Genomic DNA, 15,692 nt, shown 5'->3' with positions numbered 1-15,692 from the left:
TAAGCAAGATCAAAAGCCGTCAGTTTTTGAAAAACATGAAAACTGACGACTTTTTTGAAAGGTATGAATAATTCAGGAAAACAATAACGTGAGGGCCGAATTCCCGGGACCCGCGGAGCCGTGAAACAGCGCGAAGGCCTGGTCGAAGACTTTGATCGTGGTAACGGTCGTGTTGATTATGATTAAAACCGTCATTGGTAACAAAAGCGGCCAGGTCACGTTGGTAAAGCGTTGCCAGGCGTTGGCCCCGTCGAGTTGGGCGGCGTGCAGATACTGGTCGTCCAGGCGGTTGAGCCCGGCCAAAAACAACACGACGTTGAAGCCCAATCCCTGCCAGACGCAGACCACGATGAGCGCCAACAGGGCGTAATGGGGGTCGTTGAGCCAGTCAACGGCGGGAATGCCCAGGTGGTGCAAGGAGACATTTAGCAGGCCACCGTCTAAGCGGAAGATCCAGTTCCAGACCAGTCCCGTAGCAATCGTCGCGGTGACGAAGGGGAGAAAGTAGATGGTCTGAAAGAAGCGGGCCAGCCAGGGGATGCGGTTGAGTCCCAGTGCAATCAGTAGCGCTAGCGCCACGGTTAGGGGCATCGCCACTAGCACCAGGCACAGGGTGTTGCGCAGGGCGAGGTGAAAGAGCGGGTCACGCCAGAGGTAAATGAAGTTGTCCCAACCCAGCGCGCCCACGTGATTGGTGAAGTAGTTGTAGTGGACGTAACTGCTCATCAGTAGGGCGTGAATCAGCGGCCATACAGTGAAAATCAACGTGATGATGAGTAGCGGCGCCAGGTACAGGAGCGCTTTGAGCGTGGACTTGACGGTCGGTTTGGCATTAAGCAAGGTCAGCACCCCCAGACCAGAGGCAGGCCCCCTGCGCGTCAAATAACAGACAGCCCTGCGCCGCAATCGTGAGTGGTAGGGCGGCCGCCGTGGTGGGTGCGATGGCGGTGCTGACGAGGTCGCCGTAACTGGTATGTAAATGTGTTTGCGTATCACGGCCGAGACGAACCTGTGTGGTCAGCGTGGCGGTCAGTGGGGAGGGTGTCGTGGCCACGTGCAAGGCTTCACTGCGAATGCCTAAGGTCGTGGCCTGGGCCAGGTGCGCCGCGGGGAGTTGTTCACACAACGCGGTCGGTAATTTAGCGACGGCACAGAGATTGAGCTGTGGCTTGCCAATGAACCGGGCCACTGTCAGGTTCTGAGGGGATTGGTAGAGGGCTTGTCCCGTGCCACTCTGTTGGAGACGGCCACGAGCCAGGACCATGATCTCATCGGCGATTTGAAGCGCGTCTTCTTGATCATGGGTCACCAATAAGGTCGTCACGCCGGTCTCGCGTTGGATGTGGTGGATGACCGCCCGTAATTCCTCACGTAGGGCCGTGTCGAGACTGGACAAGGGTTCATCAAGTAGTAGTAACGCCGGGTGTTTGGCCAACGCCCGGGCAATGGCGACGCGTTGTTGCTGGCCGCCAGAGAGTTCCTGGGGAAATTTCCCCAGCTGATCGGTCAATTGAACTAGGTCGGCCAACTCAGCCACGCGTTGGTAACGGGCGGCCTTTTTGACGTGGGCCATTTTTAAAGGAAAAGCGATATTGTCGCGGACGGTTAGATGCGGATACAGTGCATAGTCCTGAAAGACCATGCCGATGTTGCGTTGGCGGCTGTCCTGGGCGGTGACGTCGGTCTGGTCAAAGAAAATCTGACCAGCTTGTGGCGTCAGGAGTCCGGCGAGTAGATTCAAGATCGTCGACTTGCCGCTGCCACTGGGGCCCAGTAGCGCCACTAATTGACCATCGGGCAACGTACAGTTAAAGTGCTTGAGGATGGCGGGGTGACGGTCGTATGCCAAAGTAATCTCGTGAAGCGTGACCTGCATGAAACGAGTTCCTCCTTTTCACAAACTAGCACGCCCTTAACGACATTATACGTCGTTGATTGGGGCTATTGTCCCTTAATTATAGCCTATTCCGACAGCGGGTGGTATCAATAATTTTTCTGAAAGAAAGTTGGGGGCAACGATTGGCTGGCTTGTGAAATTTGCCGACCGGTAGCGGTCAGTGTCCACACGGCCCGCAACGTTTCTTTAAGAATTAGCAAACGTGATGGCGTGACCGGCAAAACATGCTAAACTAAAACCAACACCTACATCAAAGGGGGAGCACGGTTTGAAAGTCACAATTTTACTAGTCGAAGACGAAGCGGGGCTGCGCACGCTATTGAGTGCCGAGCTGGGATTTGAGGAATACACGGTGATCCCGTGTGCCAGCGGGGAAGAGGCGTTGACACAATTTGCCCAGCACCAGGCCGACATCTCACTGATTATCTTGGATTGGATGTTGCCGGGCATCGATGGCCTGGGCGTGTTGCGTAAGATTCGCCGGCATTACGACGTGCCCGTGATTATGATGACGGCCCGCGACTACGTGGGTGACAAGGTCTCGGGACTGGATGCCGGGGCGGATGACTACATCACCAAACCCTTTGATACCGAAGAGTTGTTGGCCCGTATCCGGGTGATCTTGCGCCGCAACGTGATTCGCAATTTGAATGACAAGAAATTTCACGTGGGACCGTTGACCCTCGATACCAAGACGCGGCAAGTCTTTGCGGGGGATGCCGAGATTCAGCTGACCCAGCGGGAGTTCGACTTGTTACTGACGTTCATGCAACATCCCGGAGAGGTGCTGACGCGCGATGACCTGTTGGACGCCGTGTGGGGCACCAGCTTTGACGGCCAGGTCAATATCGTAGACGTCTACGTGCGGTACCTGCGGAATAAGTTAAAGGCAAGTGTGGCCGGCCAGCCCATCCAAACGGTGCGGGGTGTCGGCTACAAGTTAGGCGATGACGATGAAGAAAACCCTCTTTAATACCAGTGCGGCGCGGATCACCAAGGTCTACGCGCTGCTCTTGTTAGGCATCACGGTCATCTTGAGCGCCGTGATCATTTCCGTGGTCGGCTGGAAGCAGGCCCAAGTCCAGCGACACCAAGCGTTGGGCATCGTGCGCGGGCTTAAACGTAGCTTCATCGCCAATCAAAACGACTGGTACTGGTGGCGATTGGGTAGCTCGGCCGATACCGACACGACTTTTATTCGCATCAGCGTGGCCAAGCCCGGTCAAGCGCACCGGTATTTGTACTCGCCGCACGCCAAACATTTTTTGGCCACCGAACGGCGGGGGACGCTGCACCGGATCACGCCCAACATCGGCTACCTGAGCAACAGTGGCTTTGTGTACCACGTACGGGCCTCGGACGTGTCGACGGACCGGCACGACCCCACCGTGCGCTACGACGTGTGGGTCAAATTAAACGGCGTGACCGACCTGTTGCTCCTGTTGATCAAATTAATTTTGCTGATTGCGCTGGCATTTTTGCTGCTGGGGACCTGGTTCATTTACCTGTTGGCCCGCAAGCTGAACCAGCCGCTAGTCGAGCTGACCGGGGCGACCAAGGCCATCAACCAAGATATTTCGGAAAATTTCCAGCGGCAACTGCCAGTGCCGGCCGCGCCACAAGAAGTGCACGACTTGACGGTCGAGTTCAATCAGCTGCTGAATTCGCTGAGTGAACAGGAACTGGCCGACCGGCGTTTCGTGGCCAATGCCTCGCACGAACTGAAGACGCCGATCGCCACGATTCGGGGATACGTCTCAATGGTCAATCGCCGCGGTCAGGACCATCCGGAGGTGATTCCGACCGCGCTACAGTTCATCGACCAGGAATCAGAACGCATGCAGCGCCTGGTCACCAGTCTGTTGACCTTGTCGCGGGCCAACCAGTTGGAACTGACCACGACGACCGTTGACCTGAGCCAAGTGGTCACGACCACGGCGCATAATTTTGGTGCCTCGCTGGACCGTGAGATGGTGTTGCAGGTCCAACACCACGTGGTCGTCGCGGCCAACCAGGACAGCGTGACCCAGATCTTAACCAGCCTGCTCAGCAACGCGCAGAAATACTCGCCGGCAGACACTGCCATCACAGTCAGTCTGACGGCGGTCGGTAAGCTGGTCACACTGACCGTTGCCGATCAGGGCCGCGGCATTCCGGATGACCAAAAGGACTTGGTCTTCGGCCGCTTCTACCGCGCCAGCAGCGTCCGCAACGAGGTCGCTGGCAACGGCTTAGGCTTAGCCATCGTCCAACAGCTGGTCACGTTAACCCACGGCCAGATCAAGGTACGAGACAACCAGCCGCAAGGCACCCGCTTCGAAATCACCTGGCCGCGCGACACACCACAGGATTGACCCGGAGATGCCCCTGAACGGCAAATAATGGCGGTTTAAGACGGAAGATGGTTTCACACAACTAAATACCCGTTTGGCGAATAAATTAGCTGAGAGGGGAATCTGGAGTGCCTGTTGGGGAGCGCTCGCATAGTTCCTTGTTGCGTGAGCTACGTTAAATTGGCCAGTTAATTCAGGTAGAATGATGGGGAGTTACCTCGCTTCATAGGGTGAGTCGGATATTGCGGATAATTGTGATTGTAGCCGAAAGTGGAGAAAAACTAGGCTCAGCCGGGGAATTTTGCAGCGATTTTTGCTGCGAAATTGGTGACTTTGAGACGTGGGTCGTCGGCTCAAAGCAAGGCACGAGACCTTGGCTCGGGCCGTCCTCCCCCAGCGTTCCAGCCTAGTTTTTCGCAACGGCAGGCGGCCAGCTACCCAAGACCATTTCTGAGAAAATCTCAGACAGTCTTCGTTTTATTTAACTAGAACCCCCCACATAACCCGTGTAGAATAACCTTCAGTTAATCAATTTGATTAACCGAGGGGCGTGCGCCAGGGGGTAAGCAGAATAGAAGGTATCATGGTCATTGGAGAAGCAAACGAAAAGTCGTGTGTCAGCTGTGGGGACAGCGAGACGCATAGTCAGGAGGATGCCAATTGATTAGTAAACTACACATTAGAGTGATGCGGTATGAAGATGTGCCGGCCCTGGCCAAAATCGTCGGGCGACTCTGGCGCTTTGACTGGACGAACGGTCAGTTGAATGACTTGGCGGCACGGGTGTATTTCCGCCGCTGCATGACCCAGCAAAATTACGTGCGGGTCGCGGTGTGGGACGGCCAGGTGGTCGGTGCCATCTTAGCGGACACCAAGTATCAAAAGAAAGAACGGTCCTACGACGTCTGGCAATTGCTGGTGGCTAAGGCGGCTTTAGCCGTCCGGCCTGGGGGACGGCACTTGCTGAAGCAGTTAAATGAACGTAGCGAAATCGACGAGCGCCTACTGGCCAATTTGCAACGACGCGAATTCTTGGGGGAAATCGTATTGTTGATGGTCGACCCAGAGTATCAGAATCTGGGAATCGGCCGGGAACTGATGCACACGGTTGCTGAGTATTGGGATGCGGCGCCGGTCGACAAGGTGTACCTGTTCACGGCGGTAGCCACGACCGGCCACTTTTACCGGCAACACGGCTTTCAAGAAAGCCAGCACGAACAGATCGATTGGCAAACAGCGCCGCAACCTCGGCGACTGACTGGGTATTTGTACACGGGTCACGTTCATGACCTGGCGGCAGACACCGCGCACCACTTACTGGTCGACTAATGGCCGATCGGTAGGACTAATTTTGAAGTGACTAACTAGAAATTTGGCCAACAAGTTCCTAGTTAAAAAAGTCTACTACCTACGTCGAATCTGCTTGAGTTCGGCGTGCACAGCAGACAAACAATGAGGGACTGGCTCAAAGGAGCTGGTCTTTTTTTCGGGTTCAGGGAAACCAAAGTAAGCGTGTAAACCGGTCGCCGATAAACGTTATTGGATTATTAGTTAACCATCAACTTAGAACCGTAATAAAAATTATTTACATAATTCAGCACTTTTAACTATCTGGGCATAGTTTTCCAAGGATAATCGGTCTAACATGGGACACATGTTCTTACCTGGGGTTAATCCCCACCGGTCCACTTTTTCTTGTGAAGAGCCGGTTACGTAAAACGTTTCGGTCAACGTCGACCGAATCGGTTGTCTTTTGCCAACCAGGGCCGTTCGCGGTACCTGGTTATTCACGTAAACTAAAAAGAGGGGTACGTCATGACTTGGTCTCACTGGCAAGTGCCACCATTTATTACCAGTGTGTTTTTTGTTCTCGGTGTCTTCACGTTCTACTGGGTATCCTACAACTGGATCGCCTCGTGGGCGCGCACACGACGCCTGAAAATCTCTGAAGAAACCATCAATAGTTGGTATGGCATTATCTACATGGTGGTCTTTGCCTTTAGCATTCAAACGCTGGTGGTCGGCAAGAGTACGGCTTGGGAGTTCATGAATTTCCAGCTGATTGCCATCATCTTTTGCGCATACTTTTTAAAAATTCATATGCCGTATTATTCATTAGTGCCGATTTTACTGGTCTACATGGTCTTTGACGGCTCGCTGGTTTACTGGCAGTCTTGGGGCCACGCGATTACGCTGCTGACCTTCTTCGTCGTCTTGAATCAGGTCCGGCGCAAGTTCTACGATCATCGCTATGCGCCGCTGATGTATATGGCGGTCGGCATCCCGTTTGGCGGCATGTTGTGGCTGTGGATGAAGTGGAAGTTCGACTTTGCCTGGCTGACTTTTTGGCAGGAGTGGCTGTACCTGGTCATTTTTGAAATTCTGTTGTACATCTACGTGTCGATGCTGTCACACGATACGGAGCTGAAATTACGGCTGGCTAAGTTTGCCAGTCATGACGCGTTGACCCATACGCGTAACTTCGCGGCCTATACCGAGACCATCGAGTACCTGTTTGATGAGAGCCACACGTCCAACCGGCCACTGACAATGATGATGTTTGACATCGATCATTTCAAACAGTTCAATGACACTTACGGCCACGCGATTGGCGATAAGGTCTTGCAAGATGTCGCCAGCACGGTCCAAACGGTCTTGGCTGAAAACGACCCGAAGCTCCAACTGTACCGAACCGGGGGCGAGGAGTTCAACGTGCTCTTCCCGGGTTACGACTTGGACGCCACTAACCGCGTGGTTAAGCAGGTGTTCATGGCGGTTAATCACATGAATATTCACTCGGCCAAAACGGTACTTCAAGTCTCAATCTCGGTGGGCGTGTCTGAAATCGTGGGCAAGGACCAGTCGCCGCTGGACTTCTACAACCGCGTCGACCACAACCTCTATCGGTCCAAACGCAACGGCCGGATGCAAATTACTACTGACTAGATTGGTGTAGGTTGGTCCGCCTTACCGTTCGCCAAATTTGGACCGTGACGCTGTGGGAAGGACCGGTCGAAGCCGGAGGGCGGTCTTCAACCTCGCTTCGAGCCGAAAACCACGTCTCGAAGACGTCCGTTTTCAAGTAGGTCGCTTGAAAACGCCCACGGCTGAGTCCAAATTTAGCTCACTCTCGGCTACGTGGCAGATTGGCGCTTGTCATTGACACCAAATTTGGTCAGATTGGACTGTAGTTCACCTGTTACCAAGGACTGACCCGATTGGTAGATTGGTAGTGAAACATCTCCGTAGCCGGGAGTCCGCCAAATATGAGCTCAGCCGTGGGAGTTCCCTTAGCGGCAGGGTTCACGCCGGTTAGGGAACTGGCGATTTTGAGACGCTAACTTCGGCTCAAAGTCGAGGAGACGAGACCGCTCTTCGGCTCGTCCCGCCGCCCACCGCGTTCCGGCTCATATTTGGCGGACGGGAGGCGGCCAGCTCCCATAGTAGGTGTTTTTACACTTGTAACTTTTAATGATGCCTTTCATGGCAAACAAAAACAGGCAGAGCCAGCGGTTCTGTCTGTTTTTGGCGTCATTTAAATGTTTGTGTAAGGGGATACGACAACGTTATTGGTTAAATGGCGCAAATGACAATGTGAGTGAGTCCAAATCCGACTGTGACTGGGGATTGGTATTCTGCTGAACGCCAATTCCTTAAGACTTATGATAACGGGAATCCGTTGTTCTTGCACTGGGTTTTTCCTGAAGGTTTGCTGAAAATTTCTCAGAAAGCTGGGGCACCAGCCTCTTAAAGGTGTTGACGAGGGCCGTGTCCTGACCGTGGTGCAATTAGCGCTAGAAAAATACCAATGCGTTTGGGACAAGATGCCCAAACGCATTGGTATTTCTGAGTTTATATGACTGAAGTCAGCTAACCGTCTGCTACCCATCAGCTAGGTGCGACGGACAAGGTCCAAGTGATAACGCTCTGGTAGTCGCCAGCCGTTACTTCTGGGGAGGCCGTCAGATCCAAGTTACTATCGGTAACGTCGAAGTCCTGGCCATCGTAGTCGCTAGAAGTATAGATCTTCGTGGCTTCCGAATTATCGGGGATATTTTCGTCCAACCGATTTGTTGGGTCGTACAGGTCGAGAATTGCGGACCCCAGATTGCCGTCGCTGCCATCGCTTAACGTGAAGGGTGCAAGACTGGCAGTTAAGGTCCAGTCGCCGCCGGTCGTCCGACTATCCATGACGGACAATTCACCGTTGTCATTGCCATCATACGCGCTGCCGCTAGTCGTCGTATCCGTATTTTCTAGAGCGGCATCGTTTTCAATCAGCGTTTCCACGTCGACGGAACCAAAGTTCAGGTCAGGCACCGCCGTCAAGGTTAACAGACCACTCTTGTTGACCGTGAGCAAAGCGGCGTTGGTGTTGACTGATTTCGTACTGCCATTGACCGTGTAGTTCAGGGTCGCGTAGTAAGAAGTTCCATTGTCGCCGCCGACCGAGGTCTTGGAAACGGTATAACTGGTGCTGGTCGAGTTCAACGCGGTCGCGGTCCCGTCTTGAACCCGATACCAGTTGGAAACGGTCACGCCGTCCGGTAGATCGTTCAGGGTAAAGGTGGCGTCACTACCTTCGTTGACCGTGACATTTTGCAGGGCCCCAACCGTGATTTTGACGGAATCACTGTGGCCATTGCTGGTCCCGGTAATCGTGACGGTGCCGTGGTCGTTAGCGGTCCCCGTGGTACTACTCGAGGCGCTAGTTGCCGTGACGTTCCCGTATTCATCGACTGAGGCCAGCGATGGATTACTGCTGGTCCAAGTGATGGGGTCGGTCGCCGTCGAAGGCGTCAAGGTGGCATTTACCGTGGTTGACGCACCGTTGTAGAGGCTTGGACTCTCACTCGTGACTTGAATATCCGTCGTGGGTACCCGAGCGGGGGTGACGGTGACGGTCGCAATGCGTGACCATTCATTATAGAACAAGCCAATACCAGTAAAGTCATATTCACATTGAAATTGTAACTGCGTCGTCGTTGAAACTGATGGCGCTGTAAACGTATACGTTCGACTATTGGAGCCAACCTGGCTGTAGGTCGTTCCACCATCAGTGGATTCCCACCAAACATATTTCCGACTCCCTAAAGGGTTGGTCAATGTTTCCAAAATGTTCCGGGTCCCCTTCGCGGAAAGCGTGACGGAATCCCCAGAAATATGGTTGGAATCGATTGGTTGCTGCGTGAAGCCGCCGGCCAGGTTGATACCCATAATCGTCGTTGGTGGCGAGGTCGGTGGTTGTGGTGCACTGGTGGCAGCGTGTGCGGAGACGCCGACACTCAAGCCGGCAATCAAGACGAGCAGGCTGACAGCTAGTCGCTTAATTTGTTGCCAAATTCCCATGTCCACTGCCTCCAAACTTAAAAGTCATTTTCCTTATTGTCGGTCAAGCTGCGAGGGGTGCTTGGCGAATCAGTAAGCACCGAAACTTAACAAAGTGGCCGATAACAGGCACAAAAACCCTAGCGGATCAGGCTGGGTTAAAGAAGTGTAGGTGGCGGTCTGGCGTCTGTAGGAGATGAAATTACCGCTGACCTTCCAGATGCACTGACCGCTGTTGGTCCAGGCGGATGATGTCGTCAAAGCAGCTGGTCAATCCTGAGATTCGGGCGCTAGACGGCCTGGCAAAAACTGGCGGCCAAGCGTCTCGTCCCGGTTGGATTAGCGAAGTGGCACAATCGGTTTGGACTGAAATATATTCCACTTATGGGCATTGCGTAAAGCGAACGAAAAGGTAGTCCGGACCGCACAACACCTGACGCGCACCACGTGGGGTGGTGGCGCGTTAGGCGTGTGCAGCAGGGGGGTCTACCCTTTCATTCGGAAACACAGTGTGCTAGGCACGACTGTCGTCAATCAGACAAATTATGAAGCTGGCGTCGTTGCTGCTGGGGCATTTTGCAAAGCCCAGTAGAGCGTTGCATCATAAGTGCCGGCGGCGATATTAGCTTGTTTCGTAATCTGTAAGTTGCTGGTTGCGGCTGTCGTTGCGGTGTTGTCACCTTGACCAGTGCCAGCTGCAGCATCCCACAACAATTGTGGATTGCTGATCCAGTCATTGGAAACGGTCGATTGTGACAACTTAACGCTGGTAGGAACGGCAGTTGCGGTGTTATCCAGCGCACCCGTTGTTTGGTCCAGAGTTAAGGTTGCGTCACTAACTGTAGAACTACCAGAAGTGAATGGACCCATCCCAACGGTTACTGACCAGCCGGCACTATTGCCCCGGTAGTCAGTGACGTTCAAGGTCCCGTTGTTATTCCCATCATAAGCGGTTCCGGCAGTTGGTGCGGTATCCGTGACCGTCAAATCAGCATTACCAGAAGCAATGGACTTAACGCTGGTGTTTTCCAAGACAACGTTAGGAACTTGATTCAAGGTCAAAGTCCCTGGCATGACGGTAAATTCGGCGTTCGAAGTCGCTTCAGCATTGCCGGTACTATCGGCAACGTAGCCAGTGGAGACGTTCGTCAGGTTACTGGTCGCTGTGCCAGGACCCGCAGCGCTGGCAGCGACTGGACTCATTCCCAAGACAACTGCCGCAATGGCGACGGTACTACTAATTCCGCCTAATAGCTTTAAAACATGCATAAAATACTCCTCCAATCTGTTTGCCAAAGCTAGGAACGAAGTGAAGTGCAAACTTTATTTTGGTGGTCGCAAGACAAGTGACCGGCGCAATAATTTGCTGGTCGCAAGTGACTTAAAAGGTCAGCAACCAAAACCAAGTTCGGTTGGCAAATTCTTTCTCTACTCCGTTGACAACTATATCCTAACAGCTTCTTGTCAAGGGGTGATACTAGAAGACACCCATTGAACGTAACATATACTAACTGCTAAAGATGAGATGCGTTTTACTGGTAAAATGACGAATTCCGTTATGGCTACGGCAGGGTCAACGCAAATAGGCGGCCAATCTGTCTGGTGCAGAATTGGTCGCCTGGGTTGATTGCTTATGGGATGGTGCGAGTGGGGATGAGGATGCCCGGCTACAGAGCGTTAAAGGCGGAAAGCGACTAAATCGCGGCTGAGCGCCGGAGCTATTGGCGGCTACACCTGGAATGCCAGACACCCCTAGCGAAATAGTGTTAGGCTAGCCGCTGCAGGAGGGTGACGTCGTTGAGAAGGTCTTGGAGCGTGATTTTTGCCATCTTGGCTTCAGCTGCGGCTTGAATCTCCTGATAATAAGTCGTCAGTACTTGCGGCACCGCGCGGCCGACGGGGCAATTCTGCGAGGTGTGCGTGTCCACGTTGAACAACGGTGGCTGGCCGGGCAAGATGGCATAGATATCGCGCAGCGTAATGTCAGCGGGGTCGCGAGCCAGCGCCAGTTGGGTTGGCCCGTGGGTGGGGGCAAGGAGCTGATGGCGTTTTAAGTTGGCCATGATTTTCCGAATCAGGCTCGGCGACGTCTCCAGACTGCTGGCGATTTCTTGGCTGGTCATCTTATTGCCCTTGAAGTAGGCAATGTAGACCAGCACGTGGATGGTGTCACTGAATTGGGTGTTTGCCATAACGATGACCTCCTAAGGTGATTTCTGTATCTTATTCTATAACAGTTTACCAAAAAATGCTCAGAAAAGCGATGGCTATTTACGATGAGTGAACGAACTGGTAGACTGAACAATTTTAAAATTTCTCAAGCAAACGAATTGACTTTATCCAGCAGGTGTCGTATCTTAAAAGTGTACTTAAAAATAATACAAAATTTAAAAAACTTACAGGGGGTCTGCATTATGGCAGCAATCACAATTTTTGGTAAGGGTAACATGGGTCAAGCAATCGGTGACGTTTTCCAGCAGGGTGGCAATCAGGTCAGTTTTATTGATTCCGGTGATCCGGTTGAAAATTTAGGGAGCATCGTCGTTTTGGCTGTCCCTTACAACGCCGCCTTAAGCATCGCCAAGGCTAACCAAGCCGCGCTGGCGGGCAAGGTCGTTGTGGACATCACCAACCCACTGAACTTTGATACTTGGGACGAATTGGTCGTTCCCGCAGACAGCTCAGCCGCAGCCCAAATCGCTGCGCTGTTGCCAGATTCTAAGGTCGTTAAGGCGTTCAACACCACCTTTGCGGCGACCTTACAGAGCCGCAAAGTCAGCGACCAAGCCCAAACGACCGTGATGGCCGCCGGGGATGACGACGCTGCTAAGCAAGAATTAGCAGATGCCTTGACCGACAGTGGCGTGGCCTTCGTGGATGCGGGTGCCTTGAAGCGGGCCCGTGAATTGGAAAGCTTTGGCTTCTTACAAATGACCTTAGCCGCTAAGGAAACCCTTGGCTGGACTGGCGGTTTCGCAGTTTTGAAGTAAAGTTAAGTAGAATAGAAGAGTGATTTAGTGAAGAGACCGGCGTGGTGGGAACTGTGCGGGCCTTTTTTCGTAAAATGGATTGATTAAAAAGGGCGCTCAGCTTGCGATTCGCAAACTGGGCGTCCTTTAGTCAGTCAATTTTAACGATTAATCCACAACGATCAGTGACTTAATGGCTTCACGCTTGGTCATGGCTTGGTAAGCGTCATCGATTTCATCCAGCTTAAAGGACTTCGTGAAGACCTTTCCCGGGTGAATGTCGCCGTCTAAGACAGCCTTCAATAAGACCTGCTTGTCGTAAGTGGTTACGGAAGCAGGGCCCCCAGCAATAATCGTGTTGCTGTAGAAGGATTCGCTCATATCCATCTTGGGTTCATGAGGCAGACCGACCCGGCCGACGATGGCGCCTGGACGGGCAACCTTCATGGCCGTATCGTTGGATTGTTCCGTCCCGACACATTCGAGGACGGCATCGGCACCGGCGTTGTTGGTCAAGGCCATCACCTTGGCCACGGCTTCGTCGCCCCGTTCGGCGATGATGTCGGTGGCACCGAATTCGGTGGCCAACTTTTGCCGGTCTTCGTGACGACTCATGGCGATGATCCGCTTGGCGCCACGCATTTGTGCGGCGATGACCCCACACAGACCCACGGCACCGTCACCAACGACGACGACCGTGTCACCAGCAGAGACGTTGGCAACTCGGGCGGCGTGATAACCGGTGGCCATGACGTCAGCCAAGGTCAAGAGAGACTTCAACATGGCTTCGCTGTAATCTTGCGGTTGGCCAGGAATCTTGATCAGTGCCCATTCGCCGTGTTGGAAACGAATGTATTCGGCCTGCACACCGTTACTGAAGTTATCAGTGTGGTTTTGGCAGTCGCCTTCAAAGCCGGCCCGGCAAGCAGCACAGTGCCCGCAACCGTGGGTGAAAGGTGCGATGACGAAATCACCGGGTTGGACGGTCGTGATGTCGCTACCGACTTCCTCGACGATTCCGATAGCTTCGTGACCGCTGTTTTCAGAATGGGTGGCCTTGTCTTCTAACCCGCGGTAAGCCCACAGGTCGGACCCACAGACGCAGGTCCGGACCACGTGAATAATTACGTCGTCGGGTGCCTGAATCGTCGGCTTGTCAATATCTTCAATTTGTACTTTTCCTGGTTCCATGAACATGGTTGTTTTCAAGATTGTGACCTCCTAAACATGTCTAAGTGAATTTTAAGCGTTTGCAAAATGAAAGTAAAGTCACGACCCTTACAAACTACTAGCAGCGACTGAAACCGCCTTACTGTGGCCAAATGGCCGTGACTTGGTCGATCACCGGTTGGACACGGTGGGCGTCTGGACGTAAGTAGTTGGCGTAGACCGGCATTTGCGCTGCGGCATCCGTAATGGGTAGTCGGCGGCGATTGTCGTCCGGTTCGGTAGGCGTTGGGTCCAGCGGCGTGATGTTGGTGCTGAAGTAGGGGAAGTCTGAGAATTGGGTGATGGCGGCCAGGGCGTCACGCTCCTCTTGGTAGAAAAACTTGGCGTTGGGAATGTGCTGCTGAATCACGGCACGCCACGGACCGATGTCGTCAAGGACCACGAAGCTCAGGTCTTTGAGTTGGGCAAACGTGATGCTGGGTTGGTTGGCCTGGCTCATGAACTGGTTGAGGTTAACGGCGAGCCGTTCGGTACCGACGCGCTGGCTAACAATGGTGGGCGCATGTAAGGGCGCGTTGGTGAAGACCAGAACGGCCGCGTGGGTAGTGAGCGCGGCGACGGGGTCCGTGGTTAGTGCGTGGTTGGCCCAATGGGCGGTCGCTGGGAGTTGATCAGCAAGCGCATCGAGTACGATCAGTGCGCCGGGAAGGGTTGACGCAATCGGAAGCTGGCGTTGGCTGCGGTCGAAATTTTGAATCCGCTGGACGGCCTGTTGCTGGACCTGAATCACGTGGGCCGCTTCACGCGCTGCCAATTCGCCGGTGGGCGTTAGGCTGAGCCGGTTGGGCTGGCGTAAGAAGAGTTGGACACCCAGTTCCGTTTCTAGTTTTTGCATGCCGCGGGTCACGGTTGGCTGGGTGACGTGCAGGGCCGCGGCCGTTTGGGCCAGGGTGCCGCAGCGCGCAAAGGTGACGAGTTCTTCAAGTAGGTAATTGCTGAGCAAGGGACAGACTCCTTTCGAGTATACGTTACTCGTATACTAGCATGACCAATTGGTAATTTTCAACTGTCGCGTTTAGTCTTATAGTGGCCTCATGAACGAAAAGGAAAGGTGAGTAATATGGTTGAAGTTCCAACAGTTAAGTTAAGCAATGGTGTCACGATGCCGCAACTCGGCTTCGGTGTCTTTCAAATCCCCGACTTAGCGGCATGCGAGGCGGCGGTGACCGCTGCGTTAGAAGCCGGCTACCGCTTGATCGATACGGCCGCGGCCTACCACAACGAAGAAGCCGTTGGCCGGGCAATCCAAAAGAGTGGGATTGCCCGCGAAGACCTCTTCATCACGTCGAAGCTGTGGGTGTCTGATTTCACGTACGACCGGGCCAAGCAAGGCATCGACGCCTCACTGAAACGGTTGGGCCTGGACTACCTGGACCTGTACCTCTTACACCAACCCTACGGCGACACCATGGGCGCTTGGCGGGCGCTCTCTGAAGCCTATCAGGCGGGTAAAATTCGGGCCATTGGCGTCTCGAACTTTTATGCCGATCAGCTAAAAAACCTAGAACTGACCATGCCGATTCCGCCGGTACTGAATCAGATTGAGGTCAACCCGTGGTACCAACAACCAACCGAAGTGGCCTTTAACCAGGGCGAAGGGGTTCGCGTTGAGGCCTGGGCACCGTTTGCGGAAGGCAAGCAGGCCATCTTCACCAATCCGACGCTCCAGACGATTGCCCAGGCTCACCACAAGACAGTCGGCCAGGTCATCTTACGCTGGCTCCTGCAACGCGGCATTACCGTGATCCCCAAAACCGTGCACGCCGCGCGTATGCAAGAAAATATTGACGTATTTGACTTCGAGCTAACAGCGGCCGAGATGCAGACGATTGCCGGATTGGACCAGCAGACCAGCCAGTTCTTTGACCACCGCGACCCGGTTACGATCGAACAGATCTTTGGCGCCAGTTTGAAACAATTAAAGGAGTAATTAAA

General features: G+C 53.6%; 13 protein-coding genes. 6 read left to right on the top strand and 7 right to left on the bottom strand.

Going from position 1 to position 15,692, the window contains the following annotated elements; translation table 11 throughout:
• Positions 1–72: 72 nt before the first annotated feature.
• Together NGM66_RS01570 and NGM66_RS01565 are read right to left on the bottom strand one after the other, a co-directional pair.
• Positions 73–840, bottom strand: coding sequence for a carbohydrate ABC transporter permease (locus tag NGM66_RS01570; protein WP_208908226.1), 768 nt, complete (start codon positions 838–840; stop codon positions 73–75).
• Positions 833–1,876, bottom strand: a complete 1,044-nt coding sequence (locus tag NGM66_RS01565; protein WP_208908229.1) for an ABC transporter ATP-binding protein — start codon at positions 1,874–1,876, stop codon at positions 833–835. The genes NGM66_RS01570 and NGM66_RS01565 overlap by 8 nt, the downstream gene beginning before the upstream one ends.
• A gap of 289 nt (positions 1,877–2,165) precedes the next feature.
• Here NGM66_RS01565 and NGM66_RS01560 point away from each other — a divergent pair, with 289 nt between their 5' ends.
• From NGM66_RS01560 to NGM66_RS01545, 4 genes are all read left to right on the top strand, one after another.
• Positions 2,166–2,870, top strand: a complete 705-nt coding sequence (locus NGM66_RS01560) for a response regulator transcription factor (RefSeq protein ID WP_208908232.1) — start codon at positions 2,166–2,168, stop codon at positions 2,868–2,870.
• Positions 2,851–4,251 carry a sensor histidine kinase gene (locus NGM66_RS01555; RefSeq protein ID WP_258115335.1) on the top strand — a complete coding sequence of 467 codons (1,401 nt, stop codon included), beginning with the start codon at positions 2,851–2,853 and terminating at the stop codon, positions 4,249–4,251. The genes NGM66_RS01560 and NGM66_RS01555 overlap by 20 nt, the downstream gene beginning before the upstream one ends.
• 639 nt (positions 4,252–4,890) lie before the next feature.
• Positions 4,891–5,559, top strand: coding sequence for a GNAT family N-acetyltransferase (locus NGM66_RS01550; protein WP_208908236.1), 669 nt, complete (start codon positions 4,891–4,893; stop codon positions 5,557–5,559).
• 486 nt (positions 5,560–6,045) lie between these two features.
• Positions 6,046–7,176 carry a GGDEF domain-containing protein gene (locus tag NGM66_RS01545; RefSeq protein WP_208908239.1) on the top strand — a complete coding sequence of 377 codons (1,131 nt, stop codon included), beginning with the start codon at positions 6,046–6,048 and terminating at the stop codon, positions 7,174–7,176.
• Between the two features lie 942 nt (positions 7,177–8,118).
• Here the strand turns inward: NGM66_RS01545 and NGM66_RS01540 are convergent.
• The 3 genes from NGM66_RS01540 to NGM66_RS01530 all read right to left on the bottom strand — a co-directional run bounded on the left by NGM66_RS01540 (position 8,119) and on the right by NGM66_RS01530 (position 11,750).
• Positions 8,119–9,579 (bottom strand): Ig-like domain-containing protein, encoded by a 1,461-nt coding sequence (locus tag NGM66_RS01540; RefSeq protein ID WP_208908241.1) that lies wholly within the window; start codon positions 9,577–9,579, stop codon positions 8,119–8,121.
• 522 nt (positions 9,580–10,101) lie between these two features.
• A complete protein-coding gene (locus tag NGM66_RS01535) occupies positions 10,102–10,827 on the bottom strand; it encodes a WxL domain-containing protein (protein WP_208908243.1) in 726 nt (241 codons plus the stop codon).
• 497 nt (positions 10,828–11,324) lie between these two features.
• Positions 11,325–11,750, bottom strand: a complete 426-nt coding sequence (locus tag NGM66_RS01530; RefSeq protein ID WP_208908245.1) for an Rrf2 family transcriptional regulator — start codon at positions 11,748–11,750, stop codon at positions 11,325–11,327.
• A gap of 222 nt (positions 11,751–11,972) precedes the next feature.
• On the opposite strand from NGM66_RS01530, the gene NGM66_RS01525 reads away from it, so the two are divergent.
• Complete coding sequence (locus tag NGM66_RS01525) at positions 11,973–12,548, top strand: NADPH-dependent F420 reductase (RefSeq protein ID WP_208908247.1); 576 nt, start codon at positions 11,973–11,975, stop codon at positions 12,546–12,548.
• A 147-nt stretch (positions 12,549–12,695) separates the two neighbouring features.
• Here NGM66_RS01525 and NGM66_RS01520 read toward each other — a convergent pair whose 3' ends face one another.
• Together NGM66_RS01520 and NGM66_RS01515 are read right to left on the bottom strand one after the other, a co-directional pair.
• Positions 12,696–13,736 (bottom strand): zinc-binding dehydrogenase, encoded by a 1,041-nt coding sequence (locus NGM66_RS01520; protein ID WP_208908249.1) that lies wholly within the window; start codon positions 13,734–13,736, stop codon positions 12,696–12,698.
• Positions 13,737–13,836: 100 nt separating this feature from the next.
• Positions 13,837–14,700, bottom strand: a complete 864-nt coding sequence (locus tag NGM66_RS01515; protein WP_208908252.1) for a LysR family transcriptional regulator — start codon at positions 14,698–14,700, stop codon at positions 13,837–13,839.
• Positions 14,701–14,817: 117 nt separating this feature from the next.
• Here NGM66_RS01515 and NGM66_RS01510 point away from each other — a divergent pair, with 117 nt between their 5' ends.
• Complete coding sequence (locus NGM66_RS01510; RefSeq protein ID WP_208908254.1) at positions 14,818–15,687, top strand: aldo/keto reductase; 870 nt, start codon at positions 14,818–14,820, stop codon at positions 15,685–15,687.
• Positions 15,688–15,692: the final 5 nt, after the last annotated feature.

The sequence above is a fragment of the Levilactobacillus yiduensis genome (assembly GCF_024718525.1).
Taxonomy (GTDB): domain Bacteria; phylum Bacillota; class Bacilli; order Lactobacillales; family Lactobacillaceae; genus Levilactobacillus; species Levilactobacillus yiduensis.
This window is presented reverse-complemented; position numbering and strand designations above follow the sequence as displayed.